The organism is Bradyrhizobium stylosanthis, assembly GCF_001641335.1.
Classification (GTDB): Bacteria; Pseudomonadota; Alphaproteobacteria; order Rhizobiales; family Xanthobacteraceae; genus Bradyrhizobium; species Bradyrhizobium stylosanthis.
The window spans coordinates 64,985-90,866 of record NZ_LVEM01000001.1 but is presented as its reverse complement, the minus strand read 5'-3'; the positions used below and the strand labels follow the sequence as shown (position 1 = coordinate 90,866).

Here is a 25,882-nt window from a genome sequence, read left to right as displayed (position 1 = left end):
GACGCGCGCTGCGTCGGCGGCCTCTCGTAGGGTGGATTAGCCGAAGGCGTAATCCACCTCTTTGCTACCGTTGAGCCGACAAGAGAAGCGGTGGGTTACGCTGTCGCTAACCCACCCTACGAGAGCTACGAAGCGGCCCGTTCGATCAGCGGCTCGCGCGCAGCGCGCCAAGCTCGAAATCGGCGGCCGGCTTCTCGATAAAGGTCTTCGGGCAATCGGCCGCAGCCTGCTCGAACAGCTTCAACGCGTCTTCCTTCGAGCCGCTCTGAAGCGCCCGTTCAGCGATATAGAAATTCGCCTCGCAGACCTGCCCCTTTCTCTTCACGGGGTCGGAATCCTCGGCAGCGCTGAGCACCTGCTCCGGCGTCATCGTGCCGAGGAACAGGTTGACGATCGGCGCGGGCCATTTTGTCGCGTCGAGCTGCTTTGCCGTCTCGCTCAGCCGGCTCGGCTGCTCACTGCGCCTGGCAACAATCTCGCGCCACAAGACCGAATAGGCACCTTTCGGATTGAGCTCGATCGCCTGATCCAGATCGGTCAACGATTGGGCGAAGGAAGCGGTCTGCCAATTGAGCCTCGCACGATGAAAATAGGCGCGCGCATCCTTGGGATCGAGCTGCACGAGTTGATCGTAGTCCGCAAGCGAGCGGTCGAAATCTCCTTTGGCCTTGTAGGCGTTGGCGCGGAGCCCGAAGGCCTCCTTGTCCTTGGGATTGAGACGGATCGCCTCGTCATAGTCCGCCATGGCGAGGTCAATATCCCCTTTCCCCTGGTAGGCAGCTCCCCGAGCGCGCAGCACGGGGCCATCCCCGGAACCGAGTACATTTGATTCACCCGCGACCGACGTCGAAATCGGCTCAGCGTTCTGACCTTGAGTCTGCCGATCGCCGGGATTTCCCTGAGCCTGGTGTGCCAGCTGGATCACTTGGTTGTAATCGGCGATGGCGCGATCATAGTCGCCCTTTCGAGCATAGGTGAAGCCGCGGCAGCCGTAGGCAAATCGGCTTTGCGGGTTCAGCTCGATGATCCGATCGTAGTCGGCGATAGCGCGGTCGAGTTCGTTCAGCAGGGAAAACGACTCGGCCCGGAAGTAGTAGAACTGCTCGTTCCTCGGCTTGATCTGCATGGTTTGATCGAGCTCGGCAAGCGCACGTTCTCTGTTTCCCTGGGCTATGTAAACACGGCTGCGGCACAACTGGCCACCGCCGGTTTGGGGGCTGATCTCGACCGCCCGATCACAGTCGGCCATGCCCCTACCCGGCTCCCCCTTGCGGACGTAACTGAGACCTCGTTCGACATACGCGATGACATTGTCCGGATGGATCCGGAGAGCCTGATCATAGTCGGCGATGGCGCGGACGAAGTCGCCCTTCGCCGAATAGACGTGAGCGCGTCCGATATAGGCATAGGTATTCTTCGGATCGAGCTCGATCACCTTGCCGTAATCCGGCAGCGCGGCGTCGGGCTCTCGCTTCTGGAGGAACGCAGAAGCCCTCGCGATGCGGGCGCTCATATGGTCCGGATAGCGCTCGATGATCCGGTCGTAGTCCGCGATCTCGAGGTCGATCTCGCCTTTCTGGTGGTAGAACATGGCGCGGCGGAGGTAGGCCATGACCACGCCTTGCGTGACAGTCGGTGCCGCCTCGATCATCGCGCTGCAGCCTGCAATCCGGTCATCGACACTAAAATTTCCGACCGCATTGCACTTGGCGGTCAAAGGCATTTCCGCGCGGGCGCCTGATACGTCGAGCAAGGCCGCCAGCACCAACGCACTCACGCCCGCTGCCGCACCGACGAGCGCGCGGCCTGTCGTTCCAAACATGCAGTCCCCATTTCCATTCCGGGGACTTCATAGCAACCGGCAACGCGTCTGCACAGCCCCTGGTTGCGGTGCTGGCCCGTTCCTGCGAGACGACCTAGACCAACGTCTTGGAGAATCCTGCCGCGAGATGATCGATCAGCGCGCGAACGGCCCGCGGCAGGCCTCGTCGTGTCGTGAAGACGAGATGCACCATGCCGCGATGACCGCGCCAGTCCGGCAGCACATGGACAAGCCTGCCTTGATCGAGTGCGTCCCGGCAGAGGTGATCGGGCAGAAGCGCGATACCGAGGCCCGCGATCGCAGCATCGCGCACCGCGCCGAAGTCGCCGCAGCCCATGCGCGGCTCGTGCTTGTGGATGCGGGCCCGCCCGTCGTCCGTTTCCAGATGCCATTCGACCAGCGCCTCGTCATCGGATGTCGCGAGCGTCGGAAGCGCGGCAAGATCGTCGAGAGTTCGCAGCCGGTTTGCCAGTTGCGGGCTCGCGACGAGGATGCGCGTGGAGGTGCCCAGCGACCGCATGGTGAGCGCAGCATCGCCGACGAGGACGGATCGAACCCGCAGGGCCACGTCGATCCGTTCTTCGATCAGGTCGACGGGACGGTCGATCGCAACGAGTTGCAGGCGCACCTTGGGATAGCGGGTCAGGAAACTCGACACGAGCCCGGACATCTCCGCGACCATGCCGGTCGGGCAACTGAAGCGAATGCGGCCATGAGGCTCGGATTGCGCTTGCGTCACGAGCGCCTCGGCCTGCTCGGCCTCCATCAGGATCGCCCGACAGCGCTCGTAGAAGGCCTGCCCCACTTCAGTGACCCGAAACCGCCGGCTTGATCGCTCGATGAGGCGGAGACCCAGGCGCTCCTCGAGCCCGGCAATCCGCCGGCTGAGCTTGGACTTGGGCTCGCGCAAGGCCCGCCCGGCGGCAGCGAACCCGCCATGCCCAACCACCTCGGCAAAATAGGCAAAGTCATTCAGATCAGTTTTCATCGTTCCTCACATAGAACGCTGAGTATCATATCTGGCTACTACTCGCATCATCGTTCCGTAGGCATCTACGAAGGGCAACGGCGGTTCCGCCAGATACTTCCAAAGGAGACGGACGATGACGAACAGGTTCAACAACAAGGTCGTGGTGGTGACCGGCGGCACGAGCGGCATTGGCCTTGCTGCCGCAAAGGCTTTTGCAACTGAAGGCGCCTCGGTGTTCATCACCGGCCGCCGCCAGGATGCGCTGGACGCGGCGGTGAAAGCGATCGGCGGCCGCGTGACCGGCGTGCAAGGCGACATGGCCAACCTTGCCGACATCGACCGGCTCTACGACGCCGTTCAGAAGAAGCACCAGCAGATCGACGTGATCTTCGCCAATGCCGGCGGCGGCGAGTTCGCACCGCTCGGCGCAATCACCGAGGAGCATTATCAGCGCACGTTCGATACCAACGTGAAGGGCGTTCTCTTCACCGTCCAGAAGGCGCTGCCGCTGCTTCGCGAAGGCGCCTCCATCGTCCTGAACGCATCGACCACGAGCGTCTCGGGTACGCCGGCCTTCAGCGTCTATTCGGCGACCAAGGCCGCGGTACGCAATTTCGCGCGGACGTGGATCCTCGACCTGAAGGATCGGCACATCCGCGTCAACGCGGTCAGCCCCGGCGTCACCGAGACACCCGGCCTCAATCATCTGTTCGGCGCCGGCGAGCAGGCGGAGGGCACCAAGACCTATCTCGCGAGCCTTATCCCGGCCGGCCGCGTCGGCCAGCCCGAGGAGATCGCCAAGGCGGTGCTGTTCCTGGCGTCGGACGAAGCGAGCTTCGTCAACGGCGTGGAGCTCTTCGTCGACGGCGGTCAGACGCAGATCTGACGCAATTCGCAGGGTGGGCATAGGCGCAAAGCGCCGTGCCCGCCACTCGATCGATCGGCCGAGAAGACGTGGGCACGCTTCGCTTTGCCCCCTACGAGACGAGTGGAATTTGGAGACAATGATGACCCAGCCCAACACACCAGCGGATCGCATCCACGAACTGCTGCACCGCAATCTTCAGGAGGTCTTCGGCGAGGGCGACGCCAAGCGTCGGCGCGCCGCAATCGACGAACTCTGGACTGGAAACCCCGTCCTGTACGCCCCGCCAGGAATCATTGCCGGCCGCGACGCGATCGACAAGTTCGCCGGCGAGGTGCGGGCCACGCATCCCCACTTCGTCTACACGCCGACTGGCGAGCCGCAGGCGCTTCACAATGCCGGAAGGCTGGCCTGGGGATCGGGTCCCCGCGGCGAAGCACCGGACTACACGGGATGGGACGTGATCATCGTGGAGGATGGCAGGATCGCTGCGCTCTACGTCTTCCTCGACCAGCCGGGGAAGTGAGCATCGCAGACGTCTATGCGTAGGCTAGCTTTGCCCGCCCTAAAAACCACAAACGTGGTCTCGTAGGGTGGGCAAAGGCGCGCAGCGCCGTGCCCACGATCTCTCATTGATCGCACTCAGAACGTGGGCACGCTTCGCTTTGCCCACCCTACAGGACCTCTCGCGAGGCAAAACCTACGCGCCCTGCTCCACCATCCCCTGCAGCCGCACCAGCTCCGCCTCGAGATCGCGCTCCACGTCGGCCGCGCGAATGTCGAGCACCCGATAATCCCGCGCCTCGAGCCAGCTACGTCGCGACGCGCGGTCGGCGGCGATGGCTTCGCCCTCGCCCGGGTTGACGAGCTCGATCGCGATCCGGTGCGGGAAGGAGACGAAGTCCGGGATGTGGCGCCCAACGGGGGTCTGGCGCTTGAACCCGCCTGCGAAACGGCGGTCGCGGGTCAGGGCCTGCCAGAGCAGCCGTTCGGCGTCGGTCGGGTTGCGGCGGAGCAGGCGCGCGAGGCCGCGCACGGTCGAGCCGCTGTCGGGCACCCCGCCGCCCTGGCCGTGCTCGGCGAGCAGCGCGCGCAGGCGCGTCGCCTGCTCGCCGTCGAGCACGCCGCCCTTGGCCGGTCCCTTGCGTCCCTCGGCGATCGCCATGACGACGCCGTGGAGGGTATGCATGTCCTGCTTGGTCGGCTCCATCCGGCTGAAGATGTTGCGCAGGTTCACCAGCATGGTGTCGCGCTTCTCTGCCGGCCGCAGGAACTCGACCTTGTCGAGCTCGCGCACGAGATTGTCGAAGAAGGCCTGCATCTGGTGCTGCGAGGCGCGCTCGGACCGCTCCGGCATGGCATGCGGCAGCTCGCCGGATGTGGCCCGCTTGAACCATTCATAGCCGACCAGCAGCACGGCCTGGGCGAGGTTGAGCGAGGCAAAGCCGGGATTGACCGGGAAGGTGATGATGCGGTTGGAGAGCCCGACCTCCTCGTTGGTCAGCCCCCAGCGCTCCCGGCCGAACAGGATCCCGCACCTGCCGCCGGTGGCAACATGCCCGGCGATCTCGCTGGCGGCCGCCTCCGGCCCGACCACCGGCTTGGCCTGGTCGTGGGGGCGCGCGGTGGTGGCGAACAGGAGGTCGAGGTCCGCGACCGCCTGCTCCACCGTGTCGAACAATTCGACCTTTTCCAGAATGTGGTCGGCGCCGGCCGCCGCCCGCTGGGCCGCGATGTTGGGCCAGCCGTCGCGGGGGTTGACGATGCGCAGGGCGCCCAGCGCAAAATTGCCCATGGCGCGCGCGCACATGCCGATGTTCTCGCCCAGCTGCGGCTCGACCAGGATGACGATGGGACCGTCGAGGGTAAGGCCCGCCTTGCTTCTGTCAGTCCCCGACATCTCGCTTCGCTTTCACACTGTCTCTCAAGGCCTTGGCAAGGCGCTCTTAGGAATTGATTCAAACCGGGCCGCCGGCCGGGGCGTTACGCCTGTCGTTTGCCTGTCCTGACGAAATTCTCAAGGGAAATAACGGGTTGGATTCGACTTTTGAATCTTTCCTGAAACCTCATCCCCGCCCCTGCGGCGGGGCCGGGCCCGGCTCCCCATCTGGGGAAGCTGGATGAGCTAAAAGTGCATAATCACTTGGCTTTCGCCCGCCGCGGTCAGGTGCTAAGAGGCGGCGGATATTCACGTTGGCGCGCCGCTAGCGCCGTTCCCAAGAGGGCTTCCCCGATCATGGCAAAAATCAAGGTATCCAATCCCGTCGTCGAGCTCGATGGCGACGAGATGACCCGGATCATCTGGCAGTACATCAAGGACAAGCTGATCAACCCGTTCCTGGATGTCGAGCTGCTCTATTTCGACCTGGGCATGGAGTACCGCGACCACACCAACGATCAGGTGACCATCGACGCCGCCGAGGCGATCAAGAAGGTCGGCGTCGGCGTCAAGTGCGCCACCATCACCCCGGACGAGGCCCGGGTGAAGGAGTTCAACCTCAAGCAGATGTGGAAGTCGCCCAACGGCACCATCCGCAACATCCTCGGCGGAGTGATCTTCCGCGAGCCGATCATCTGCAAGAACGTGCCGCGCCTCGTCCCCGGCTGGACCAAGCCGATCATCATCGGCCGCCACGCCTATGGCGACCAGTACCGCGCCACCGACATCAAGTTCCCGGGCAAGGGCACCCTCTCGCTGAAGTTCGTCGGCGAGGACGGCACCGTGATCGAGAAGGAAGTGTTCAAGGCTCCGGGCGCCGGCGTCGCCATGGAGATGTACAATCTCGACGACTCCATCATCGACTTCGCCCGCGCCTCGTTGAACTACGGCCTGCTGCGCAACTACCCGGTCTACCTCTCGACCAAGAACACGATTCTGAAGGTCTATGACGGCCGCTTCAAGGACATCTTCCAGGAGATCTACGACCGCGAGTTCAAGAAGGAATTCGAGGCCAGGGGCCTGACCTACGAGCACCGCCTGATCGACGACATGGTGGCCTCGGCGCTGAAGTGGTCCGGCGGCTACGTCTGGGCCTGTAAGAACTACGACGGCGACGTGCAGTCCGACACGGTCGCGCAGGGCTACGGCTCGCTCGGCCTCATGACCTCGGTGCTGCTCACCCCCGACGGCAAGACCGTCGAGGCCGAAGCCGCCCACGGCACGGTGACCCGCCACTACCGCGAGCACCAGAAGGGCAAGGAGACCTCGACCAACTCGATCGCGTCGATCTTCGCCTGGACCCGTGGCCTCTCCCACCGCGCCAAGCTCGACAACAATGCCGAGCTCGCCAAGTTCGCCACCACGCTGGAGAAGGTCTGCGTCGACACCGTCGAGGCCGGCTACATGACCAAGGACCTCGCGCTCCTGGTCGGTGCCGACCAGCGCTGGCTCTCGACCACCGGCTTCCTCGACAAGGTCGCCGAGAACCTGACCAAGGCGATGGCGGCGTAAGCCGACCGCAATTTCGCCCGACTGGGCCAGACATCATCACGGGCCGCGCCAAAAGCGCGGCCCGTTTCTTTTTATTAGAGATCCCTCGCGCGGAGATGCGACCATGTCGATCAAGCCAGCCGTCCCCTGCCTGATGCTGCTCGCCGCCATGGCCGGACCGGCGATTGCCGCCGATCCGCTGCCCGAGGCCATCGCCGCCCCCGGCGAGACCGTCGTGCTCAGCGTCCACGCCGAGGGCGCGCAGGTCTATGAGTGCAAGGCTGCCGCCGACGGCAAGCTCGCCTGGGCCTTCCGCGAGCCGATCGCGACGCTTCTGTCCGAGGGCAAGACGGTCGGCCGCCACTATGCCGGGCCGAGCTGGGAGCTCGCGGACGGCAGCGCCGTCGTCGGCAAGGCCATCGGCAACGCGCCGGGCGCGAGCCCTGCCGATATCCCCTGGCTCAAGCTGGAGGTCGCCTCCCGCCGCGGCAGCGGCACCCTCACGCCGGTCACCACCGTCCAGCGCATCAATACCCATGGCGGCAAGCTCGACGGCGCCTGCGACAAGGCCGGCGAGTTCAGAAGCGCGCCCTACTCGGCGGACTATGTGTTCCTGAAGAAGTGATGAGCGCAGCCGAGCGGCTGCTTGGTAAACGGATTCTAGCGACGCGGCCGCGCATCCGCGTCTGCCGATTTACCGCGCCGTCACGGCCCCCCGACTAACAGTTGCGCTTCAGTTTGAGGAACGACTGCGTGACGAACTTCATCCTCTTCCTGATCGCGCTTGCCCTGGTCCCTTATGCCATCCCGGTGCTGATGCCGAGTTGGCGATGGTGGTTGGGGGTGACGTGCGTCTTCGGTAGTCTGCTGGCGGCACTGTGGATGCAGCATTGGATCGTGTTGTCTCGCCCGGACCATCATGATGGTGCCGGTGGCACGATCGGCCTGGCATTTCCGGCGATCGTGACCGTCGGATTTGCGACCGGCGTCGCCATTCGCGGCTTGACCTTGCTGCTTGCCGCCCGCGGACTTGCCCTGCCCCGCGTGATCGCCATCAGCGTCCTCGGATTTGCGATCGTCCCCGCCTGTTTCTACGTTCCGAGCTGGTGGCCTGCCTGGCCTTGAAATCGAGCCGGCCGCCGACGCAATCGAGCGCCAGTTCAGCGGTCCGTGCCTTCGCGCTCGGCCTGCGCCAGCTCGGCCGCGGCGAGGTCGCCGGTCTCCCCCAGCCGCGCTTTGGCGGTCTCGTGGACGTGGGCGGCGAGCGTCGGCATGCGCGCGATCAGGGCGTGAAAATCCTGGGCGTCGAGCAGCAGCAGCCGAGTCTTGCGCGTCGCCGTCACCGTGCCGCTGCGTTTGGTTTTGTGCAGCAGCGCGATCTCGCCGAAGAAGGTGCCGTCGGCAAGGCGCACCTGCTGGCTCGGCAATGCGATCTCGACCTCGCCGGCGGTGATGAAGTACATCGACGAGGCGGCGTCTCCTCGCCTCACCAAAACCTCGCCCTGCTCGATCGTGCGGGCGCGCAGCAGCCGCATGATGTCGGCAATTTCCGACGCCGACAGGTGCGAGAACAGCGGCACCCGCGCCAGCATGCCCCACGTCACCACGAAGTCGCGCCGCTTCACTTCCTCCGCAAACGCCGAGGAGATGATCGCGACCGGCAGCGCGATCATGGCGAAGCCCGAGACGATCGCAAACACCGAGATGAACTTGCCGAACGGCGTCACCGGCACGACGTCGCCATAGCCGACCGTGCCGAGCGTCACGATCGCCCACCACATCGCGTCGGGAATGGTGCCGAGCTTGCTGGGCTGCACGTCGCGCTCGACGGCGTAGAGCAGTGAAGCGAATGTCAAGACCACGCCGAACAGGATGACGACGCAGCCGATCAGCGCCCGCCGCTCGGAATGCACGGCCGCGAGCAGCGAGCGCATCGCCGGCGAGTAGCGTATCAGCTTGAAGAACGGCAGCACGCCGAGCCCGGCGAGCGTCGCGTGCCGTCCCGTCGCCAGCACGATCGCCGCGGGGAGGAACGCCATGAGGTCGACGATGCCGAGCGCCGAGAAGGCATAGGAGAGCCGGTCGGAGAGCGCGGAGCCGTTGCGCTGGGTGTGCCCCGCCACCGTCCACAGCCGCGCCAGATATTCCAGCGCAAACACGATGACGGCGAAGACCGCGACCGCGCTGAACAGCATGTCGAAGCGCGCGTCCAGCTCCGGCACCGAGGCGAGGATCATCGCGGCGACGTTGAGCACGATGACGCCGATGATGAGCTGGATGAAGCGCGATCCGACCGAATAGGCCAGCGGATCGTGCTCCAGCAATTCATAGAGGCGATCCCTTAGATTGGGATCGGATGAGCCACGTCCTCGCGGAACGAGGCGCATGGGCGCTTACGCAGCCCCCATCGCTTTTTCGATCGCCGCGAGCGCCTCGGTCGCCTTGGCACCGTCGGGGCCGCCGGCCTGCGCCATGTCGGGCCGGCCGCCGCCGCCCTTGCCGCCGAGCGCCTCGGAGGCGACGCGCACGAGGTTCACGGCGTTGAAGCGCGCGGTCAGGTCCGCGGTGACGCCGACCACGACGCCGGCCTTGCCGTCCTCGGTGACGCCGACGATGGCGACCACGCCGGAGCCGATCTGCTTCTTGCCGTCGTCGGCAAGGCTCTTGAGATCCTTCATCTCGATGCCTTCGACCGCACGCGCCATCAGCTTGACGCCGCCGGCCTCGCGCACGCCTGCGGCTGCACCGTTGCTGCCGGCGGACGCACCGCCGCCCATCGCCAGCTTCTTGCGGGCGTCGGACAGTTCGCGTTCGAGCTTCTTGCGCTCTTCCATCAGCGCGGCGATGCGCGCCGGAACGTCGTCGAGCGAGGTGCGCAGCTCGTTCGCCGCGGTCTTCGCCAGCGCCATGGTGTCGTTGGCATGTTTGCGCGCGTAGTTGCCGGTCAGGGCCTCGATGCGGCGCACGCCCGATGCGACCGCGCTCTCGCTGGTCAGCGTGATCAGGCCGATGTCGCCGGTGCGCTTCACATGGGTGCCGCCGCAGAGCTCGACCGACCAGCCGAGCGCATTGGCGCCGCGCTCGCGCGCGGTCCTGCCCATCGAGACGACGCGCACCTCGTCGCCGTACTTCTCGCCGAACAGCGCGCGCGCGCCGGCCTCGCGGGCCTCGTCGACGCCCATCACGCGCGTGGTGACCTCGTCGTTCTCAAGCACCACGTCGTTGGCGATGTCCTCGACGCGGGCGAGCTCTTCGGCCGTGATCGGCTTCGGATGCACGAAGTCGAAGCGCAGGCGATCAGGCGCAACCATCGAACCGCGCTGGGCGATGTGGTCGCCGAGCACCTGGCGCAGCGCCTCGTGAATGAGATGCGTCGCCGAGTGATGCGCGCGGATCGACGAGCGCCGTCCATGATCGACCTCGAGCTGCAGCGCGGTGCCGACCTTCACTTCGCCGCTCTCGACGGTGCCGATATGAACGAAGAAATCGCCGAGCTTCTTCTGCGCGTCGGTGATGCGGACCTTGATGCCGCCCTCGCCCGTGAGCACGCCGGTGTCGCCGACCTGGCCGCCTGATTCCGCGTAGAACGGCGTCTGGTTCAGCACGATCGCCCCGGTGTCGCCGGCCTTGAGGCTCGTGACCTCCGCGCCGTCCTTCACCAGCGCCGAGACCACGCCCTCGGCGCTCTCGGTCTCGTAGCCCAGAAATTCGGTCGCACCCAGCTTCTCGCGCAGCGGGAACCAGATCGCTTCGGAGGCCGCTTCGCCGGAGCCCTTCCAGGACTCGCGCGCCTTGGCCTTCTGCCGCTCCATCGCGTCGGTGAACGAGGCCTGGTCGACGCCGATGCCGCGCGACTTCAGCGCGTCCTGCGTGAGATCCAGCGGGAAGCCGTAGGTGTCGTACAGCGTGAAGGCGACGTCGCCGTCGAACATGTCGCCCTTCTTCAGACCGGCCGACTTCTCGTCGAGGATCGCCAGGCCGCGCGAAAGCGTCTTGCGGAAGCGGGTCTCTTCCAGCCGCAGCGTTTCCTCGATCAAATTCTCCGCGCGCATCAGATCGGGATAGGCCTGGCCCATCTCGCGGACCAGCGCCCAGACCAGGCGATGCATCAGCGGCTCCTTGGCGCCCAAGAGCTGCGCATGGCGCATCGCGCGGCGCATGATCCGGCGCAGCACGTAACCGCGGCCCTCGTTCGAGGGCAGCACGCCGTCGGCGACCAGGAAGGCGGACGAACGTAAGTGGTCGGCGATGACGCGGAACGAGGCGACGGTCTGCTCGTTCGGCCCGGTGCCGAGCGCCGACGAGGTCGCGTCGATCAGGTGGCGGAACAGGTCGGTCTCGAACACGCTGTCGACGCCCTGCATGACGCTGGCCATGCGCTCGAGGCCCATGCCGGTGTCGATCGAGGGACGCGGCAGGTCGACGCGCTGCTCCTTCGTCACCTGCTCGTATTGCATGAACACGAGATTCCAGAATTCCAGGAAGCGGTCGCCGTCCTCTTCCGGCGAGCCGGGAGGCCCGCCCCAGATGTGATCGCCGCGATCGATGAAGATCTCCGAGCACGGGCCGCACGGGCCGGTGTCGCCCATCGCCCAGAAATTATCCGAAGTCGGAATGCGGATGATGCGATCGTCGGAGAAGCCCGCGATCTTCTTCCACAGCCCGGCCGCCTCGTCGTCGGTGTGGTAGACCGTGACGAGCAGCTTGTCCTTCTTCAGTCCGTATTCCTTGGTGATGAGCTTCCAGGCGAGCTCGATCGCGCGCTCCTTGAAGTAATCGCCGAACGAGAAGTTGCCGAGCATCTCGAAGAAGGTGAGATGGCGCGCGGTGTAGCCGACATTGTCGAGGTCGTTGTGCTTGCCGCCGGCGCGCACGCATTTCTGCGACGTGGTGGCGCGCTGGTACGGCCGCTTCTCGACGCCGGTGAAGACGTTCTTGAACTGCACCATGCCGGCATTGGTGAACATCAACGTCGGGTCGTTGCGCGGCACCAATGGCGAGGACGGCACGATCTCGTGGCCGTTCTCGGCAAAGAAGTTCAGAAAGGTCGACCTGATCTCGTTGACGCCGCTCATGTTCATCCAATCGGGTGTGCTTGGGCCCGCCAATTTGCCGTCCAAACCGCTGCGTTTGGCTGTTATCTGCGGGCCAAAGCGCTTTTAGACAAGGCCAGCTTCGCTGTCCAGAAACTGTGCAAGGAGATCAGAGGGTTGCCGCAGGCGCGCAATCCCGTTGAAAGACCGAAAGGCCGCGTTGACAGGCTTGGCCGGCCTGTGGTCTGTACCCATCTGTATCGTACGGCCACGTCGGGAGAGACCGGCAACTGGTAGCCGGCGCCGAAGGAGCAACCGCCCCGGAAACTCTCAGGCAAAAGGACCGCGTGGCTTTGACGACATCTGGAAAGAGGCGCTGGCGGGTCTAGGACCCGGATAGCGTCCGCCGACGGGATAATACTCTCAGGCACAGCGACAGATGGGGCTTCGACTGGTTGCTTCCGGGGAATCGTCCCCGGGGAACCGCCGAGGGCCCCTGTGATGCTTGCGTCGGACGACAAGAACTCCCTGAAACGTACCCCCCTTTACGATCTTCATGTGTCGCTCGGCGGCAAGATGGTGCCGTTCGCGGGCTATGACATGCCCGTGCAGTACCCCGCGGGCGTGCTGAAGGAGCACCTTCATACCCGCACCCAAGCCGGCCTGTTCGACGTCTCCCATATGGGCCAGATCGCGCTTCGGCCGAAATCGGGCAAGGTCGAGGACGCCGCCCGTGCGCTGGAACGGCTGGTGCCGCAGGACATCGTGGCGATCGCGCCCGGCCGGCAGCGCTACGCCCAGTTCACCAATCCGGACGGCGGCATTCTCGACGATTTGATGGTCGCCAATTTCGGCGATCACCTGTTCCTGGTGGTCAATGCCGCCTGCAAGGACGCCGACGAAGCGCATCTGCGCGCGAATCTCGCCGACGTCTGCGTCATCGATTCGCTTTCCGACCGCGCGCTGGTCGCGCTGCAGGGCCCGAAGGCGGAAGCCGCGCTGGCGAAATTATATGCAGCGGCGCCGGCCATGAAGTTCATGGATGCCGGCCCGCACGAGGTCGGCGGCATCAAGTGCTTCGTCTCGCGCTCAGGCTACACCGGCGAGGACGGTTTTGAGATTTCGGTCCCCGCCGTCGATGCCGAGCGTCTCGCCAAGACGCTGCTGGAAAACCCCGACGTGATGCCGATCGGCCTCGGCGCCCGCGACAGCCTGCGGCTCGAAGCCGGGCTCTGCCTCTATGGCCACGACATCGACACCGCGACCACGCCGGTCGAAGCCGCGCTGGAATGGTCGGTGCAGAAGAGCCGCCGCACCGGTGGCGCGCGCGCCGGCGGCTTCCCCGGCGCCGAGAAGATTCTCGCGCATTTCGACAATGGCGCATCCCGCCGCCGTGTCGGCCTGCTCGCCCAGGGCCGCGCGCCGGTGCGCGAGGGCGCGCTGCTGTTTGCCGGCGAAGCGGGCGGTGATCCCATCGGACAGGTCACGTCGGGCGGCTTCGGCCCGAGCCTGAGCGCGCCGGTCGCAATGGGCTACGTGCCCACCGCATCGAGCGCGCTCGGCACAAAGCTCTTTGCCGAGGTGCGCGGGCAACGTCTGCCGCTCGCCGTCGCCGCCATGCCCTTCGTGAAGAACACCTACAAACGCTGAGGATTTGAAATGACCACGACGCTGTACACCTCCGACCACGAATGGCTCGCCATCGACGGGGACGTCGCCACCGTCGGCATCACCGACTACGCACAGTCGCAGCTCGGCGACGTCGTGTTCGTCGAACTGCCCAAGGTCGGCCGCACCCTGAAGAAGGCCGAAGCCGCCGCCGTCGTGGAATCGGTCAAGGCCGCCTCCGACGTCTACGCCCCCATCTCCGGCGAAGTGCTCGAAACCAATGCCGAGCTCGCCGGCGAGCCGGCGCTGGTGAACTCGGACGCGCAGGGCAAGGCGTGGTTCTTCAAGATCAGGATTGCCGACAATAACGAGCTCGGCGGCCTCATGGATGAGGCTGCGTACAAGGCGCATACAGCGTGAGATGAAGCACTATCTTTCCACATCGTCATGGCCGGGCTTGTCCCGGCCATCCACGACCTTCTCACGGCACGAAGAACGTGGATGCCCGGGACATAGGCGCGCGAAGCGACGCCGTCCTTCGGACGGCTATGCCCGGGCATGACGGCGATGACAGATGACCTGAAGCGAGGACCCATGATGACCGCGCACCGCAAATCCAACGGCGACACCGCCGCCTTCGCCCGCCGCCACATCGGCCCGTCCGCGCGCGACGTCACCGCGATGCTGGAGACCGTCAGCGCCAAGAGCGTCGACGCGCTGATGTCGGAGACGCTGCCGGCCTCGATCCGGCAGGCCGCTCCGCTCGATCTCGGCAAACCCCTAAGCGAGACCGAAGCGATCGCGCACATGAGCGAGCTGGCGCGGCAGAACCAGGTCTTCACCTCGCTGATCGGCCAAGGCTATTCCGGCACGATCCTGCCGGCGGTGATCCAACGCAACATTCTCGAAAATCCGGCCTGGTACACGGCGTACACGCCCTACCAGCCCGAGATCAGCCAGGGCCGGCTGGAGGCGCTGCTCAACTTCCAGACCATGATCTGCGACCTCACCGGGCTGGACGTTGCCAACGCCTCGCTGCTCGATGAAGCGACCGCCGCCGCCGAAGCCATGGCGCTCGCCGAGCGGCACTCGCAGGTCAAGGCGCAAGCCTTCTTCGTCGACAAGGACGTGCATCCGCAGACGCTGGCTGTGATGCGCACCCGCGCCGAGCCGCTCGGCTGGACCCTCGTCGTCGGCGATCCCCTCACCGATCTCGACAAGAGCGACGTGCTCGGCGCGCTGCTGCAATATCCGGGCTCGTCCGGCGCGGTGCGCGACCTCAGGCCCGCGATTGCGGCGCTGAAGGCCAAGGGCGCGCTCGCGATCGTTGCCGCGGACCTGCTGGCACTGACGCTGCTCGCCTCGCCCGGCGAGCTCGGCGCCGACATCGCGATCGGTTCGGCGCAGCGCTTTGGCGTGCCGATGGGCTATGGCGGACCGCACGCGGCCTATATGGCGGTGCGCGATGCGCTGAAGCGCTCGCTGCCCGGCCGCCTCGTCGGCCTCTCCGTGGATTCGCGCGGCGCGCCGGCCTACCGCCTCGCGCTGCAGACCCGCGAGCAGCACATCCGCCGCGAGAAGGCGACCTCCAACATCTGCACCGCGCAGGTGCTGCTCGCCGTGATCGCCTCGATGTACGCGGTCTATCACGGCCCCGAGGGCCTCACGCAGATCGCGCGCAATGTTCATCGCCGCACCGCCGTGCTCGCGAGCGGCCTGCGCAAGCTCGGCTTTGCGCCTGACAGCGATGCCTTCTTCGACACGCTCAGCGTCGATGCCGGCGCCAAGCGCGCCGAGATCGTCGCGCGCGCGGCCGCCGAGAAGATCAATCTCGGTATCGGTGACACCCATCTGCGCATCGCGCTCGACGAGACCACCACGCCTGCGACGGTCGAGGCCGTCTGGCGCGCCTTCGGCGGCACGCTGTCCTACGCCGAGATCGACGCCACCACGCGCGAGGCGCTGCCGGAGGCACTGAAGCGCGGCACGCCGTTCCTGACGCACCCGGTGTTCCACGCGCATCGCTCGGAGACCGAGATGCTGCGCTACATGCGCAAGCTCAGCGATCGCGATCTCGCGCTCGACCGCGCCATGATCCCGCTGGGATCCTGCACCATGAAGCTGAACGCGACCACCGAGATGATGCCGCTGACCTGGCCGGAATTCGGCTCGCTGCACCCGTTCGTGCCGCGCGAGCAGGCCACCGGTTATCACGCGCTGTTCGCACGGCTCGAAAAATGGCTGTGCGACATCACCGGCTATGACGCGATCTCGCTGCAGCCGAATTCGGGCGCGCAAGGCGAATATGCCGGCTTGCTCGCGATCCGCGGCTATCACGCCGCGCGTGGCGAGAGCCATCGCAAGATCTGCCTGATCCCCTCCTCCGCCCATGGCACCAATCCGGCCTCGGCCGCGATGGTCGGCATGGACGTGGTGGTGGTCGCCTGCGAGAAGAACGGCGACGTCGACGTCAATGACCTCCGCGCCAAGGCCGAGAAGCATTCGAACGATCTCGCCGCGGTCATGATCACCTATCCCTCGACCCACGGCGTGTTCGAGGAGCACATTCGCGAGATCTGCGACATCGTGCATGGCCATGGCGGCCAGGTGTATCTCGACGGCGCCAACCTCAATGCGCAGGTCGGCCTGTCGCGGCCCGGCGATTACGGCGCCGACGTCAGCCATCTCAACCTGCACAAGACCTTCTGCATCCCGCATGGCGGCGGCGGCCCCGGCATGGGCCCGATCGGCGTCAAGGCGCATCTTGCGCCGTTCCTGCCCGGCCATCCCGCGACGCAGGCCGAAGCCCCGGTCGGTCCGGTCTCGGCCGCGCCGTACGGCTCGGCGTCGATCCTGACCATCTCCTACATCTACATCCTGATGATGGGCGGCGAAGGATTGAAGCGCGCCACCGAGATCGCGATCCTCAACGCCAACTACATCGCCGCGCGTCTCGATCCGCACTTCCCGGTGCTCTACAAGAACGCGAAGGGCCGCGTCGCGCATGAGTGCATCGTCGATCCCCGTGCGCTGAAGGCGACGAGCGGCGTCACCGTGGACGACATCGCCAAGCGTCTGATCGACTACGGCTTCCACGCGCCGACCATGAGCTTCCCGGTGCCGGGCACGCTGATGATCGAGCCGACCGAGTCGGAATCGAAGGCCGAGCTCGACCGGTTCTGCGACGCCATGATCGCGATCCGCAAGGAGATCGCCGAGGTCGAGGCCGGCCGCTTCAAGATCGAAGCCTCGCCCCTGCGGAATGCCCCGCACACCGTGCACGACATCGCGGACGACGCCTGGAATCGCGCCTACACCCGTGCCGAAGGCTGCTTCCCCGACGGCGTCTCGCGCACCGACAAGTACTGGAGCCCGGTGGGGCGCGTCGACAACGTCTACGGCGACCGCAACCTCGTATGCTCCTGCCCGCCGGTGAGCGATTACGCGGAAGCCGCGGAATAAGCCGCGGCGTAGGATGGGTAGAGCACAGCGAAACCCATCGCCTTCTGTGTCGTCGGGAAGAGCGCAGTGATGGGTTTCGCTGCGCTCTACCCATCCTACAGGCCTTTGCCCACCCTACGGCACTGAACTTAAGGCGCCACCAGCGAACGGCGTTCGCGATCCCACCGCCAGAGCCGCTCGCTCGTCAGAAACGTGCCGCCCCACCAGCGCCGAATCGGATTGTGACGGCGGAAATCCTCGCGGCCTGCCAGAACGGCCCGGCCAAACTCGGTCAGCGACAGCCGGCTTCGGCGAAAGGCGGCGTTGCGGCCTCGCGTATCGTTCGGATCGAGCGTCGCCAGGTTGCTGTCCAGACCCGCAATCGCCGGCGCCGGGCCGAACGCCAGTCCCTCGAGCAGCGCGCCCAACTCCCACGGATCGAACACGCGAGCCCCAGGGGTACCTGGCCGAAACAGCTCATCGGTGCGATTGCGTCCGCTTGCGATCAGGTCGAGCAGCCGCGTCTCGGTCGCGCTCAGTCCCGTCGCCGTCGACGGCAGTTCCGAGAGCAGGTCTTCCATGGCCGGCTTCAAAAAAGACAGCTTGCCGAGCGGCCGGTCGAGCAGCCCGGCACAAAGTTCGGGCGTCGGGGCGCGGTAGGCCTCCCAGGCCATGCTGGCGATTCCAACATCGCTTTCCGCGATATCGAACTGCCGCACGTCACGATGACGAAGCTCCGAGGGATCTGCTCCGCGCAGATCGAAATCGACGCGTCGTAATCTCAGGCTCTCCGCGAGTGACGGCTTGAAACGCAGTAGGTAATCGAGAATCCAGATCAACTGCAATTGACTATTGGGTTCAGGGTCGAACCACAGTTCGATGTGATCGACCCCGTAAGCCTCGCAAACCCAGAGCAACGCGCCCGCCCGATCCTGGCGCCTGATAAGGGGCGATTGACGGACGCGGACGCAATCCGACCAGTGCATCTCATCGTAAAAAGTCCTGGACTCGCGCCAGCCGAGATAGCCGTCGAGATGGTCAGGTGTCGGAAGTGGCCCCGAAACGAAGCGATAGATGAACGGGATGACCATGTCGGCGCGATCGGCGTGGGCAAGACCGACGCCGGACGAACTGGTCAGGATCACACGCTTCATTGTCGGCGCGCCCCACCCCACTGTCACGCCCAAAACGAAACGGGCACTGACGACGTCGGCAACTCAACGTCCTCAGCGCCCGCTCCTCGCGAAAAACTTTCGCGTTAGGTCTTATTCTTCGCCCGGCTCCTCGCCGTCGGCGTCGCTCTCGGGCGTGCCGGCCAGAATCTGCTCGGAGATCAAGCCGGAGTTCTGGCGGATCGAGGTCTCGATCTTGGCGGTGATGTCGGGATTGGCCTTCAGGAATGCTTTCGAGTTCTCGCGGCCCTGGCCGAGGCGCTGGCTGTCATAGGAGAACCAGGCGCCTGATTTCTCGACGATGCCGGCCTTGACGCCGAGATCGAGGATCTCGCCCATCTTCGAGACGCCTTCGCCGTACATGATGTCGAACTCGACCTGCTTGAAGGGCGGCGCCAGCTTGTTCTTCACCACCTTCACACGCGTGGTGTTGCCGACCACTTCGTCGCGCTCCTTGATCGCGCCGATGCGGCGGATGTCGAGGCGGACGGAAGCATAGAATTTCAGCGCGTTGCCGCCGGTCGTGGTTTCGGGCGAGCCGTACATCACACCGATCTTCATGCGGATCTGGTTGATGAAGATCACCATGGTGTTGGACTTGTTGATGGACGCCGTCAGCTTGCGCAGCGCCTGGCTCATCAGACGCGCCTGCAGGCCCGGCAGCGCATCGCCCATCTCGCCCTCGAGTTCGGCCTTCGGCACCAGCGCCGCGACCGAATCGACCACCAGCACGTCCACCGCGCCCGAGCGCACCAGCGTGTCGCAGATTTCCAGCGCTTGCTCGCCCGTGTCGGGCTGCGAGATCAGGAGCTCGTCGATGTTGACGCCGAGCTTGCGGGCATAGACCGGGTCGAGCGCGTGCTCGGCGTCGATGAAGGCGCAGATGCCGCCCTTCTTCTGGGCTTCCGCCACCGTGTGCAGCGCCAGCGTGGTCTTGCCCGAGGATTCCGGCCCGTAGATCTCGACGATGCGCCCCTTGGGCAGGCCGCCGATGCCGAGCGCGATATCGAGCCCGAGCGAGCCCGACGACACCGCCTCGATGTCCATGGAGCGATCGCTCTTGCCGAGCTTCATCACCGAGCCCTTGCCGAACTGCCGCTCGATCTGGGAGAGCGCGGCGGCCAGAGCTTTACTCTTGTCCATGGAAGATCCTTCGACGATACGCAGGGCAGTGGCGGACATTGGGTCGTGCTCCTTATGGCGAGGATTCGCGTGTGGGACAAACGGTTGCGGCGGCGGGTCGTCGATAAAAGTAATGTACCCCATTTGTTCTAGGTTCGCAATATGTTCTTTTGTGAATCTGGGGGCTGTCCTAATTAGGACACCCGTGGAGGGGAATTAGGACACTCTGGAAAATTCGAATTACTCCAGCCGCCCCCTCGCATTGCGTGACGGCCCTAATGCATGCTGGCGTGCCTGGGCTAGCGAAAGCCTTGCTCGGCCCAGCAACTTGGCCTCAGCTCACCGCCAGCCCGTCGAGTTGGGGCTAATTTTTGGAGGGCCCGCGAGGGCGGATTAGGACACTTCTCGAATTTGAGGGCTGTCCGCATTTGACCCCGGGTGTCCTATTTCGAGTTTGTGAGTGTCCGAATTCGGCGGAGGGCGCATATTGGAGGGATGATCGCGAACGCCCTCAAGCTTGCTGCATTGGCCGGGCTGCTGCTGATTTCGGGCGGGGCATGGCCAAATCCGCGTTACGGAGCAGCCATCGCCATTGGCGGATGCATTGTGGCCGCCGTGATCCTTCATTTCGCCGCACCGTAAGGCCGCCTCGATTGTGGGGCGAGTGTCCTAATCCGCCTTCGCGGGTGTCCTAATCAGGACAGCACCGGAATCTGAAGGCTGGGCCGGGCTCACATATGAGCGAATGGGTAAGATCGTCTGGCCGCAATCGCCGTATCCGCTGGCGACAGGAACCAATCTTCGCTTGCCGCCCCAGGAGTGAATTGCCACTTTTTCCCGGTTGCGCTAGGTTCCATTCGGGCGTTCCTTCTGGCGCCCAAACGCATAGTAATGCTCCTGCCGCCCGCCCTCTGCGTCCCGCAAAGACGAAACACCAGAGGGCGGGTTTTAATTGGGTGCCCTAAAATCTGCGCCTCGCGGAATACGACATGAAACCTTGGCACGGGATGTGCTGACTAACGGGAGCCGGGATTTTGCATGACCCTCCCGGGGCTGGACCAACGCCGCCCGTCGCTTTTTCAAGCGGGCGGCGTTGCTGTGAGGTGTCCCAATCTGCTTCCGCGGGTGGTCCTCTTTAGGACAGCACCGGAATCCACGTACCGTCTCGAGATCAGGCCTCTTCCCGATGCCCTGATCGGGCGCGCCAAGGAATGGATTTTGCCGCCAGCAAAAAGCCCCAGCTCGCAGGATTTTGGGGGGCGATGAGCTGGGGCCGCTTGCGGTACCCTTTGGGGAAAGGGCGTCGGGAAAACTTGGCAATCGGCCAAACGTTCCTATTCCAAATATTAAATCGAGCGCGTCGTCGCTAAAGAGCACTGGAGCTTCGGCGCTCTCCGCAGCCTCTCAGGGTTGCCAGGCCGGGCGCGGTGTGAGTCCATTCCGCCGCTGAAGCGGAACGGACAGCGCCGCCCCGGCGGCGAGCTTCCTGATCACCCCTGCTGCGTCCTAGCTTCCGGAATGACCATCGAAGCCGCCAGGATCCGACTGGCCGCTGTTGAGGCTCGGCCCGGTCTCGGTGTTGTCCCGGTCCGGCCGCACCTTCAATCCCTGCCGAAATGCAAACCCGATAAAGCCGACGAGGATCGCAAGACAGATCGACGCGAGGATCCAGTCCGGCATTTGGCTCTCCTCAGGATGAAGCAATCCCATTCAGACAGTTTCGACATCAGCTCGTCCTGCGCCTGTTCATCCATGAACCGGCCGAACCGCGCCCGCATGCGCGCTCGCTGGATGCTGCGAAATATCATGATCGGGCGCCATCCGGATTCGAGCCTGGTCTCGTCGCCGCGTCGGCATCGATATCAGACAGCCCCGGCGGCTCGTGAAGCGCAACTTCCCATGCCTCGAATGGCGGATCGACGACGTAGGTTCGATCCACGTAGGCGCGGATCGATTGCGCGGCACGCCTCTCCGCGGCTCTGGGATTCAGCACCCGGCCGGACTCGTCGATGCGAAGCACGTTGGCATAGATGGCCATCGCCGCTTCGAGCGCCGACGGCTCCCGGAAGATGCACGAATAATCGATCCCGCTCAGAACAGGATGGCCCACGGTCCCGTTCGCCAGCCAGAAGCCGAACGTACGAAGCGCGCCGCTGACCGAATTTCCGAGCCCTGCCATCCGCACCTCCCCAGCTCACGTCGCGATCGCATCGTACTGCACCTGCGCAGACCTGGCGCAACAACGTCCTTCTTCGGACCAAGCTGATGCGCATCAAAGACGAAAGCGCTGCGCGCCGTCATAATTCCGCAATCCTGTGGCATCGAACTTTTCGATGCGCTGCGGCCTTCTCTGGGGTGGACCGCAACATCATTGGGAATCTCGGACATGACGGAAGACACGCACCACGATGCAGCCAGGCGCAATCATCAGCTCGAGGCGGCGCTCGAGGAGATGATCAAGTTCGAGCGCAGGGAAAACGAGTTCCGCAAGAAGGACCGCGAGGAGCGCGCGGCCGAACTCAAGCTGCCGCTGGACGCGATCAAGATTCACTAGGCCTGTCCGAGCTGCCGGGCCCTCGCTGACCGCTTGAAACCGGGTCTTGCCGAGCGCGACTCGGGGCCCTCGGCCCCCCTCAGCGTCAGGCCTCCAAACACCCAATCCAAGCCCTTGATTTCGCTGCGAAGCCCTACTGTGCATGGGGTTGTTTTCGCATTTTCTTGCGAGGGCCCCGTGCAACGCTCGCCGTGCACGCACCCGCCCCGCGCGGACGAGGGCGCCCGTCTCCCGGCCTTCCTGCGCAGCCTTACAGCAGCGCGAGCAGTGCGAGGCCGATGACCAACACCACGAAGCCAGCCGCCGTCGCGGCGGCAAATGACCGCTCTACGTTATCCATGATGCCACCCCGTCGCCGGCGCGCCACGTTCCCCCATGGCAACGACCGGACTTCAGGGAATCTCGCCTGCGGCTGTGGCTCCAGTTGTGCGATCGGATGGCCAAATTGGGACCGGTGCGGGGCCAGTCTGAGGCTTCGCGCCAGCGCCGGGGCCAGTGCGGCCGTCAGGCGCGTGTAAGCCTCCTCGCCTAATGTCGCTGGGCTCGGTGGACCAACACCGGGCCTCCATACCCAGTCGACGACCCCGCTCTCCCCGAGCGGGGTTTTCTGTTTTTGGGCATGCGGCGAAGCCAGCACCGATTCATCGGCTTGTCAGGCTGTCGTAAGCTCGGGCGGTTAGGGTCATTTGGCTTATGGTGTTGCAGCCCAGCACCTCAGCCTCCAATAACCTTCTCCCCGCTTGGCTCTCCCCAAGCGGGGTTTTTTCATGCGCCGCTCTCCTCCCGCGTCAGCCGCAGCGAGAAGGCGCGGATCGCAGGCGCGGCCAGCAGCACAATGGGCAGCATCGCAAGCCATGCGATCAGCCACGACACCACCCAGTGCCGGACGAACAGCACCGCGCCATCGGCGGGGAAGCTGGCGATGCCCGCGGCGATCAGCGAGGTCAGTCCGGACTGGATGATTCCGAAAACGAAATGACTGTAGCGGCGGGGAATGCCGAACATGACAGGCCCTTGTGGTTACCGTCATGCCGCCAAGCAAGGCACATGCCGTCCCGCGCACCGAGGCCGATCCGGATCAACCATCCACGGCAACCCAAGGACTGAACTCACTTCCCGTGGTTCTCCGGCCATGAACAAAGTTCCTGGACCCCGCCGGCCAGAGCCACATGGCCTTTCGGCAGCAGGTTGTTTCGAGTGCTTTCAGAATTTCCGTGAATTCTCCACGAGTTAGATGCAAATTTCGCTTGCTGCGGGAATATTACGACGGCCAACATGTTGTGCATGTGATGGAAGGTGAATCGTGGGAGGTGACCATGAATCACAGGGGCATTGAGTTCACCGTCGCCAAGACGGCAATTCCCGGCGTCTGGCAGTGGCAGTTCCGAATCGGGGAGCAGGTCAAGTCCGGCAAGACCGAGACCAAGATCGACCTCCTGGCGATCCGGCGGGTGCAGTTGCGCATCGACCGGGAGCTGAAGGCCATCGGGCGCAAGACGGCCTGAACCGGCGGGGCGGCCATCGGCTGCGACGGCGCCTGATGCGCCGCAGCACGCCAGGGCGTGCCGCAGCGGCAGCCGGCGTCCTCCGTATCCGACCGGAATTGATCTGCCGGAGGTTTGGGATTGCACTGCGCGCCGTGGTCTTCGGGACAGGGCCATCACGCGATCGGTGCCAGCCATGCCGCTCTACTTCTTCCGAATCCGGAACGGCCGCTATTCCGGCTGTGCGGACCAGGCGTCGGAATTCGCCGATCGCGATTCCGCCTGGAAAGAGATGACCAGCGTCTGCGCCGACATGGCCGCCGGGATCGCCCGCAAGCTCCAGGAAAATTCCGAGTGGCACATGGAACTGCTCGACGAGGCCAAGGAGCCGGTCTTCCGCATCCGCATCGTCGCCGAGACGCTCGACTAGGCGCGCACCCTCTAATCGGCGCTGGGCAGCCGCCGCATCGTGAATTCGATCTCGCCGCCGGGCAGCTCGCGCCAGGACTCGACCGCGCTCATATAGCCGGCCTTGGGGTAGCGGGCGAAGAACGCCTCGGCCCTTGCCCGCGCCGCCGGGCGCGGCAGCGTGAAGGTCTCGCGCAGATAGCCGTCGCCGACGCGCGCAGCCGGCTTGCCGCCGGACTTGCGCCGCTGAGCCATCCGCTCGGCGAGATCCCGCGGACGATCGGCCATGACCTCCCCTCCTCTACGCAACACGTACCCTTCATGTAGGGCGTGACGGGGGCGAGGAGGAGTCCCGGCCGGACGGCACCTGCCGCCGGCCGCAGGGCTCAGTTGGCGGCCGTGCCCGCCTTGGTCTTCTTCGGCGCTGTGGTGGCGGCCGCCTTCGGCGCAACCGGCTGCTGCTTCGGCGGATCGGAGCGCATGCCGCCCCAGGGATCGTTGGAGGTCTTGGCGTCCGGGATCTTCTTCAGCGTTTCCTTGTAGGCCTTTTCGCGCTCGGCTTCCGCGGCCTTCTCCTCCGGGGTCTTGCCCGGGCCTTCCTGCAGCAAATTGAGATTGGGCATTTGCGCGTAGGCCGGTCCAGCCAACACGGCCAGCATCACCGCCGCCATACGGAAAAGCTTCATCTTTAACTCCTCAGATCGTTCATGGGGGGCGCGGATCGCCCGTGCCTTGTCATCCCGGCGCGGCCGCCGATGGGGGCCGCAAGATCCGCTACGATCGGCACGATTTCGGCGCGCGCAGCCAGTCGTCCCAGATCGGGCCGCACTTGGTGCACCCGTTCAGCGCAAGACCGAGCGCCACCAGACAAAAGACGAGGACATACCGACGCAACATCGCCCACCCGTACCCAACCAAGGCATCATATCGGGCCAAGTCAGGCATTTTCAAGCCGACAGGACCGCGACCTGCCGGGTGACTTTGCCGCGCCGATGCGCGCAGAATGGCCGAAACATCCGGCAACAATGGGGGACACGACAGCAATGCCATCGCAGCCAGAAGCCGAGTTCGGCATCACCGATGCCAGACGCATCCTCGGCGAGGTCTTCGCGCCCTGGGTCCAGGATCTCAACCTCTCGGTCGAGCGCATCGAGCATACGCCGCCCCCGGAAGACCCGGACTGGCAGCCGGGCGCGCTGCTGCGCATGGCGTTTTCGGAGCGGCTGTGCCGCAGCGGCGGAGTGGTCTGCGGCCAAGCGCTGATGGCCCTCGCCGACACCGCAATGGTGATCGCGATCCTCGCCGCCAATCGCGGCTATCGCCCGATGACGACGGTCGACCAGACCACGCATTTCATGCGCGCGGCGTCCTCGTCGGACGTGCTTGCGGATGCCCGGGTGGTGCGGCTCGGACGCACCATGAGCTTTGGCCGCGTCACCCTGCTCTCGGCTGCCGACAACAAGCCGGTCGCGATGGTGTCGAGCGCGTTCGCGATGCTGCCGGGCTGACCACATCCAAGAACGAAGAGAGCCGCGTCAGCGCCAATCGCTCCGCGGCTCTCCATCAGGTTGGCATCGAAGCGAGGGACCGAAGCGCAATTGCGATCGCGCTTCGGCCGGCACGCTTCGCGGGCGTTACTTGCCGAGAATCTCGTCGGCCGCGGTGACGACGCTGACCGTCGGATTCTTTCCGCAATAGGCGCCGAACTTCTTGGCGTTCTCGATGAACACTTCGGTGTCGATGATCGCGTTGTCTTCGTCGCCCTTGTACCAGCCGTCCATCCAGGTCAGCACGACGGCGATGTTGTCTTCACCGCTCTCGAGGAATTGCTTGCAGGTCATGGTCGAGAGGTCCCACTTGACGGCGTGAGCGGGCATCGACGACAGCGAGAGCGCTGCGGCGAACAGAAGCGAAAGCGTGGTCTTCATCGGAATCTCCATCGGCGCGTAACGCCATAAAGGAAAGGCTTGTCG

At 65.0% G+C, this 25,882-nt stretch carries 26 protein-coding genes and 1 riboswitch; of the genes, 13 read left to right on the top strand and 13 right to left on the bottom strand.

From position 1 onward, the window contains the following. Nucleotides 1-145: 145 nt before the first annotated feature. Together A7X65_RS00465 and A7X65_RS00460 are read right to left on the bottom strand one after the other, a co-directional pair. Nucleotides 146-1,822: a tetratricopeptide repeat protein gene (locus A7X65_RS00465; protein ID WP_063682420.1), complete on the bottom strand. Its 1,677-nt coding sequence runs from the start codon at nt 1,820-1,822 to the stop codon at nt 146-148. 94 nt (nt 1,823-1,916) lie between these two features. Beyond that, nucleotides 1,917-2,810 (bottom strand): LysR family transcriptional regulator, encoded by an 894-nt coding sequence (locus A7X65_RS00460; RefSeq protein WP_063682419.1) that lies wholly within the window; start codon nt 2,808-2,810, stop codon nt 1,917-1,919. A gap of 115 nt (nt 2,811-2,925) precedes the next feature. Between A7X65_RS00460 and A7X65_RS00455 the strand changes: the two genes are divergently transcribed. Both A7X65_RS00455 and A7X65_RS00450 read left to right on the top strand, forming a co-directional pair. Continuing rightward, a complete protein-coding gene (locus A7X65_RS00455; RefSeq protein WP_063682418.1) occupies nt 2,926-3,678 on the top strand; it encodes an SDR family NAD(P)-dependent oxidoreductase in 753 nt (250 codons plus the stop codon). 121 nt (nt 3,679-3,799) lie between these two features. Beyond that, entirely contained in the window at nt 3,800-4,183 is a 384-nt protein-coding gene (locus A7X65_RS00450; RefSeq protein WP_063684718.1) for a nuclear transport factor 2 family protein, read from the top strand. Nucleotides 4,184-4,357: 174 nt separating this feature from the next. On the opposite strand, the gene A7X65_RS00445 is transcribed toward A7X65_RS00450, so the two are convergent. Next, nucleotides 4,358-5,557 (bottom strand): TrmJ/YjtD family RNA methyltransferase, encoded by a 1,200-nt coding sequence (locus A7X65_RS00445; protein WP_063682417.1) that lies wholly within the window; start codon nt 5,555-5,557, stop codon nt 4,358-4,360. Nucleotides 5,558-5,893: 336 nt separating this feature from the next. Between A7X65_RS00445 and A7X65_RS00440 the strand changes: the two genes are divergently transcribed. From A7X65_RS00440 to A7X65_RS00430, 3 genes are all read left to right on the top strand, one after another. Then, nucleotides 5,894-7,108: an NADP-dependent isocitrate dehydrogenase gene (locus A7X65_RS00440; protein ID WP_063682416.1), complete on the top strand. Its 1,215-nt coding sequence runs from the start codon at nt 5,894-5,896 to the stop codon at nt 7,106-7,108. A gap of 103 nt (nt 7,109-7,211) precedes the next feature. After that, nucleotides 7,212-7,712, top strand: a complete 501-nt coding sequence (locus A7X65_RS00435) for a DUF3455 domain-containing protein (RefSeq protein ID WP_063682415.1) — start codon at nt 7,212-7,214, stop codon at nt 7,710-7,712. Between the two features lie 128 nt (nt 7,713-7,840). Next, on the top strand, nt 7,841-8,212 hold the full coding sequence (locus tag A7X65_RS00430) for a hypothetical protein (protein WP_063682414.1): 372 nt from the start codon (nt 7,841-7,843) through the stop codon (nt 8,210-8,212). 35 nt (nt 8,213-8,247) lie between these two features. On the opposite strand, the gene A7X65_RS00425 is transcribed toward A7X65_RS00430, so the two are convergent. Further along, nucleotides 8,248-9,474: a cyclic nucleotide-gated ion channel gene (locus tag A7X65_RS00425; protein WP_063682413.1), complete on the bottom strand. Its 1,227-nt coding sequence runs from the start codon at nt 9,472-9,474 to the stop codon at nt 8,248-8,250. A gap of 6 nt (nt 9,475-9,480) precedes the next feature. Then, nucleotides 9,481-12,162, bottom strand: a complete 2,682-nt coding sequence (gene alaS / locus A7X65_RS00420) for an alanine--tRNA ligase (RefSeq protein WP_063684717.1) — start codon at nt 12,160-12,162, stop codon at nt 9,481-9,483. A gap of 222 nt (nt 12,163-12,384) precedes the next feature. After that, nucleotides 12,385-12,475, top strand: a riboswitch (glycine riboswitch). 146 nt (nt 12,476-12,621) lie between these two features. Between alaS and gcvT the strand changes: the two genes are divergently transcribed. From gcvT to gcvP, 3 genes are all read left to right on the top strand, one after another. Continuing rightward, a complete protein-coding gene (gene gcvT, locus A7X65_RS00415; RefSeq protein WP_063682412.1) occupies nt 12,622-13,770 on the top strand; it encodes a glycine cleavage system aminomethyltransferase GcvT in 1,149 nt (382 codons plus the stop codon). Between the two features lie 9 nt (nt 13,771-13,779). Continuing rightward, nucleotides 13,780-14,148: a glycine cleavage system protein GcvH gene (gene gcvH / locus A7X65_RS00410; RefSeq protein ID WP_063682411.1), complete on the top strand. Its 369-nt coding sequence runs from the start codon at nt 13,780-13,782 to the stop codon at nt 14,146-14,148. Between the two features lie 177 nt (nt 14,149-14,325). Continuing rightward, entirely contained in the window at nt 14,326-17,190 is a 2,865-nt protein-coding gene (gcvP, locus tag A7X65_RS00405; protein WP_063684716.1) for an aminomethyl-transferring glycine dehydrogenase, read from the top strand. A 128-nt stretch (nt 17,191-17,318) separates the two neighbouring features. Here the strand turns inward: gcvP and A7X65_RS00400 are convergent, their stop codons facing one another. After that, a complete protein-coding gene (locus tag A7X65_RS00400) occupies nt 17,319-18,323 on the bottom strand; it encodes a hypothetical protein (RefSeq protein WP_063682410.1) in 1,005 nt (334 codons plus the stop codon). A gap of 111 nt (nt 18,324-18,434) precedes the next feature. Continuing rightward, nucleotides 18,435-19,523 carry a recombinase RecA gene (gene recA, locus A7X65_RS00395; protein ID WP_063682409.1) on the bottom strand — a complete coding sequence of 363 codons (1,089 nt, stop codon included), beginning with the start codon at nt 19,521-19,523 and terminating at the stop codon, nt 18,435-18,437. Between the two features lie 435 nt (nt 19,524-19,958). Here recA and A7X65_RS41380 point away from each other — a divergent pair, with 435 nt between their 5' ends. After that, nucleotides 19,959-20,105 (top strand): hypothetical protein, encoded by a 147-nt coding sequence (locus A7X65_RS41380; protein ID WP_156527569.1) that lies wholly within the window; start codon nt 19,959-19,961, stop codon nt 20,103-20,105. Between the two features lie 864 nt (nt 20,106-20,969). On the opposite strand, the gene A7X65_RS41375 is transcribed toward A7X65_RS41380, so the two are convergent. Continuing rightward, on the bottom strand, nt 20,970-21,143 hold the full coding sequence (locus A7X65_RS41375; RefSeq protein ID WP_156527568.1) for a hypothetical protein: 174 nt from the start codon (nt 21,141-21,143) through the stop codon (nt 20,970-20,972). Between the two features lie 124 nt (nt 21,144-21,267). Further along, nucleotides 21,268-21,642, bottom strand: a complete 375-nt coding sequence (locus tag A7X65_RS00390; protein WP_063682408.1) for a DUF7677 family protein — start codon at nt 21,640-21,642, stop codon at nt 21,268-21,270. A 207-nt stretch (nt 21,643-21,849) separates the two neighbouring features. On the opposite strand from A7X65_RS00390, the gene A7X65_RS41370 reads away from it, so the two are divergent. Then, nucleotides 21,850-22,017, top strand: a complete 168-nt coding sequence (locus tag A7X65_RS41370) for a hypothetical protein (RefSeq protein ID WP_063682407.1) — start codon at nt 21,850-21,852, stop codon at nt 22,015-22,017. Between the two features lie 765 nt (nt 22,018-22,782). On the opposite strand, the gene A7X65_RS00380 is transcribed toward A7X65_RS41370, so the two are convergent. Further along, complete coding sequence (locus A7X65_RS00380; RefSeq protein WP_063682406.1) at nt 22,783-23,022, bottom strand: DUF2798 domain-containing protein; 240 nt, start codon at nt 23,020-23,022, stop codon at nt 22,783-22,785. A gap of 311 nt (nt 23,023-23,333) precedes the next feature. On the opposite strand from A7X65_RS00380, the gene A7X65_RS00375 reads away from it, so the two are divergent. Together A7X65_RS00375 and A7X65_RS00370 are read left to right on the top strand one after the other, a co-directional pair. Continuing rightward, nucleotides 23,334-23,522 (top strand): hypothetical protein, encoded by a 189-nt coding sequence (locus A7X65_RS00375; protein ID WP_063684715.1) that lies wholly within the window; start codon nt 23,334-23,336, stop codon nt 23,520-23,522. A 175-nt stretch (nt 23,523-23,697) separates the two neighbouring features. After that, complete coding sequence (locus A7X65_RS00370; RefSeq protein ID WP_063682405.1) at nt 23,698-23,931, top strand: DUF6894 family protein; 234 nt, start codon at nt 23,698-23,700, stop codon at nt 23,929-23,931. A gap of 11 nt (nt 23,932-23,942) precedes the next feature. On the opposite strand, the gene A7X65_RS00365 is transcribed toward A7X65_RS00370, so the two are convergent. Both A7X65_RS00365 and A7X65_RS00360 read right to left on the bottom strand, forming a co-directional pair. Continuing rightward, complete coding sequence (locus tag A7X65_RS00365; protein WP_063682404.1) at nt 23,943-24,197, bottom strand: hypothetical protein; 255 nt, start codon at nt 24,195-24,197, stop codon at nt 23,943-23,945. A 98-nt stretch (nt 24,198-24,295) separates the two neighbouring features. Then, nucleotides 24,296-24,595, bottom strand: coding sequence for a hypothetical protein (locus tag A7X65_RS00360; RefSeq protein WP_063682403.1), 300 nt, complete (start codon nt 24,593-24,595; stop codon nt 24,296-24,298). A gap of 357 nt (nt 24,596-24,952) precedes the next feature. Here A7X65_RS00360 and A7X65_RS00355 point away from each other — a divergent pair, with 357 nt between their 5' ends. Continuing rightward, nucleotides 24,953-25,417, top strand: coding sequence for a PaaI family thioesterase (locus A7X65_RS00355; protein WP_063682402.1), 465 nt, complete (start codon nt 24,953-24,955; stop codon nt 25,415-25,417). A 126-nt stretch (nt 25,418-25,543) separates the two neighbouring features. On the opposite strand, the gene A7X65_RS00350 is transcribed toward A7X65_RS00355, so the two are convergent. Further along, nucleotides 25,544-25,837, bottom strand: coding sequence for an HdeA family protein (locus A7X65_RS00350; RefSeq protein WP_014494092.1), 294 nt, complete (start codon nt 25,835-25,837; stop codon nt 25,544-25,546). Between the last annotated feature and the right edge of the window lie 45 nt (nt 25,838-25,882).

What these genes read in the sequence shown, in the direction of transcription:
- A7X65_RS00425 (WP_063682413.1), bottom strand. Translation starts at nt 9,474, where the DNA reads ATGCGCCTCGTTCCGCGAGGACGTGGCTCATCCGATCCCAATCTAAGG.
- A7X65_RS00450 (WP_063684718.1), top strand. Translation starts at nt 3,800, where the DNA reads ATGACCCAGCCCAACACACCAGCGGATCGCATCCACGAACTGCTGCAC.
- A7X65_RS00400 (WP_063682410.1), bottom strand. Translation starts at nt 18,323, where the DNA reads ATGAAGCGTGTGATCCTGACCAGTTCGTCCGGCGTCGGTCTTGCCCAC.
- A7X65_RS41370 (WP_063682407.1), top strand. Translation starts at nt 21,850, where the DNA reads ATGACGGAAGACACGCACCACGATGCAGCCAGGCGCAATCATCAGCTC.
- A7X65_RS00455 (WP_063682418.1), top strand. Translation starts at nt 2,926, where the DNA reads ATGACGAACAGGTTCAACAACAAGGTCGTGGTGGTGACCGGCGGCACG.
- gcvP (WP_063684716.1), top strand. Translation starts at nt 14,326, where the DNA reads ATGACCGCGCACCGCAAATCCAACGGCGACACCGCCGCCTTCGCCCGC.
- recA (WP_063682409.1), bottom strand. Translation starts at nt 19,523, where the DNA reads ATGTCCGCCACTGCCCTGCGTATCGTCGAAGGATCTTCCATGGACAAG.
- A7X65_RS00460 (WP_063682419.1), bottom strand. Translation starts at nt 2,810, where the DNA reads ATGAAAACTGATCTGAATGACTTTGCCTATTTTGCCGAGGTGGTTGGG.
- gcvT (WP_063682412.1), top strand. Translation starts at nt 12,622, where the DNA reads ATGCTTGCGTCGGACGACAAGAACTCCCTGAAACGTACCCCCCTTTAC.
- A7X65_RS00370 (WP_063682405.1), top strand. Translation starts at nt 23,698, where the DNA reads ATGCCGCTCTACTTCTTCCGAATCCGGAACGGCCGCTATTCCGGCTGT.
- A7X65_RS00435 (WP_063682415.1), top strand. Translation starts at nt 7,212, where the DNA reads ATGTCGATCAAGCCAGCCGTCCCCTGCCTGATGCTGCTCGCCGCCATG.
- A7X65_RS00350 (WP_014494092.1), bottom strand. Translation starts at nt 25,837, where the DNA reads ATGAAGACCACGCTTTCGCTTCTGTTCGCCGCAGCGCTCTCGCTGTCG.
- gcvH (WP_063682411.1), top strand. Translation starts at nt 13,780, where the DNA reads ATGACCACGACGCTGTACACCTCCGACCACGAATGGCTCGCCATCGAC.
- A7X65_RS00440 (WP_063682416.1), top strand. Translation starts at nt 5,894, where the DNA reads ATGGCAAAAATCAAGGTATCCAATCCCGTCGTCGAGCTCGATGGCGAC.
- A7X65_RS41375 (WP_156527568.1), bottom strand. Translation starts at nt 21,143, where the DNA reads ATGCCGGACTGGATCCTCGCGTCGATCTGTCTTGCGATCCTCGTCGGC.
- A7X65_RS00390 (WP_063682408.1), bottom strand. Translation starts at nt 21,642, where the DNA reads ATGGCAGGGCTCGGAAATTCGGTCAGCGGCGCGCTTCGTACGTTCGGC.
- A7X65_RS41380 (WP_156527569.1), top strand. Translation starts at nt 19,959, where the DNA reads ATGATCGCGAACGCCCTCAAGCTTGCTGCATTGGCCGGGCTGCTGCTG.
- A7X65_RS00355 (WP_063682402.1), top strand. Translation starts at nt 24,953, where the DNA reads ATGCCATCGCAGCCAGAAGCCGAGTTCGGCATCACCGATGCCAGACGC.
- A7X65_RS00360 (WP_063682403.1), bottom strand. Translation starts at nt 24,595, where the DNA reads ATGAAGCTTTTCCGTATGGCGGCGGTGATGCTGGCCGTGTTGGCTGGA.
- alaS (WP_063684717.1), bottom strand. Translation starts at nt 12,162, where the DNA reads ATGAGCGGCGTCAACGAGATCAGGTCGACCTTTCTGAACTTCTTTGCC.
- A7X65_RS00380 (WP_063682406.1), bottom strand. Translation starts at nt 23,022, where the DNA reads ATGTTCGGCATTCCCCGCCGCTACAGTCATTTCGTTTTCGGAATCATC.
- A7X65_RS00375 (WP_063684715.1), top strand. Translation starts at nt 23,334, where the DNA reads ATGAATCACAGGGGCATTGAGTTCACCGTCGCCAAGACGGCAATTCCC.
- A7X65_RS00445 (WP_063682417.1), bottom strand. Translation starts at nt 5,557, where the DNA reads ATGTCGGGGACTGACAGAAGCAAGGCGGGCCTTACCCTCGACGGTCCC.
- A7X65_RS00365 (WP_063682404.1), bottom strand. Translation starts at nt 24,197, where the DNA reads ATGGCCGATCGTCCGCGGGATCTCGCCGAGCGGATGGCTCAGCGGCGC.
- A7X65_RS00465 (WP_063682420.1), bottom strand. Translation starts at nt 1,822, where the DNA reads ATGTTTGGAACGACAGGCCGCGCGCTCGTCGGTGCGGCAGCGGGCGTG.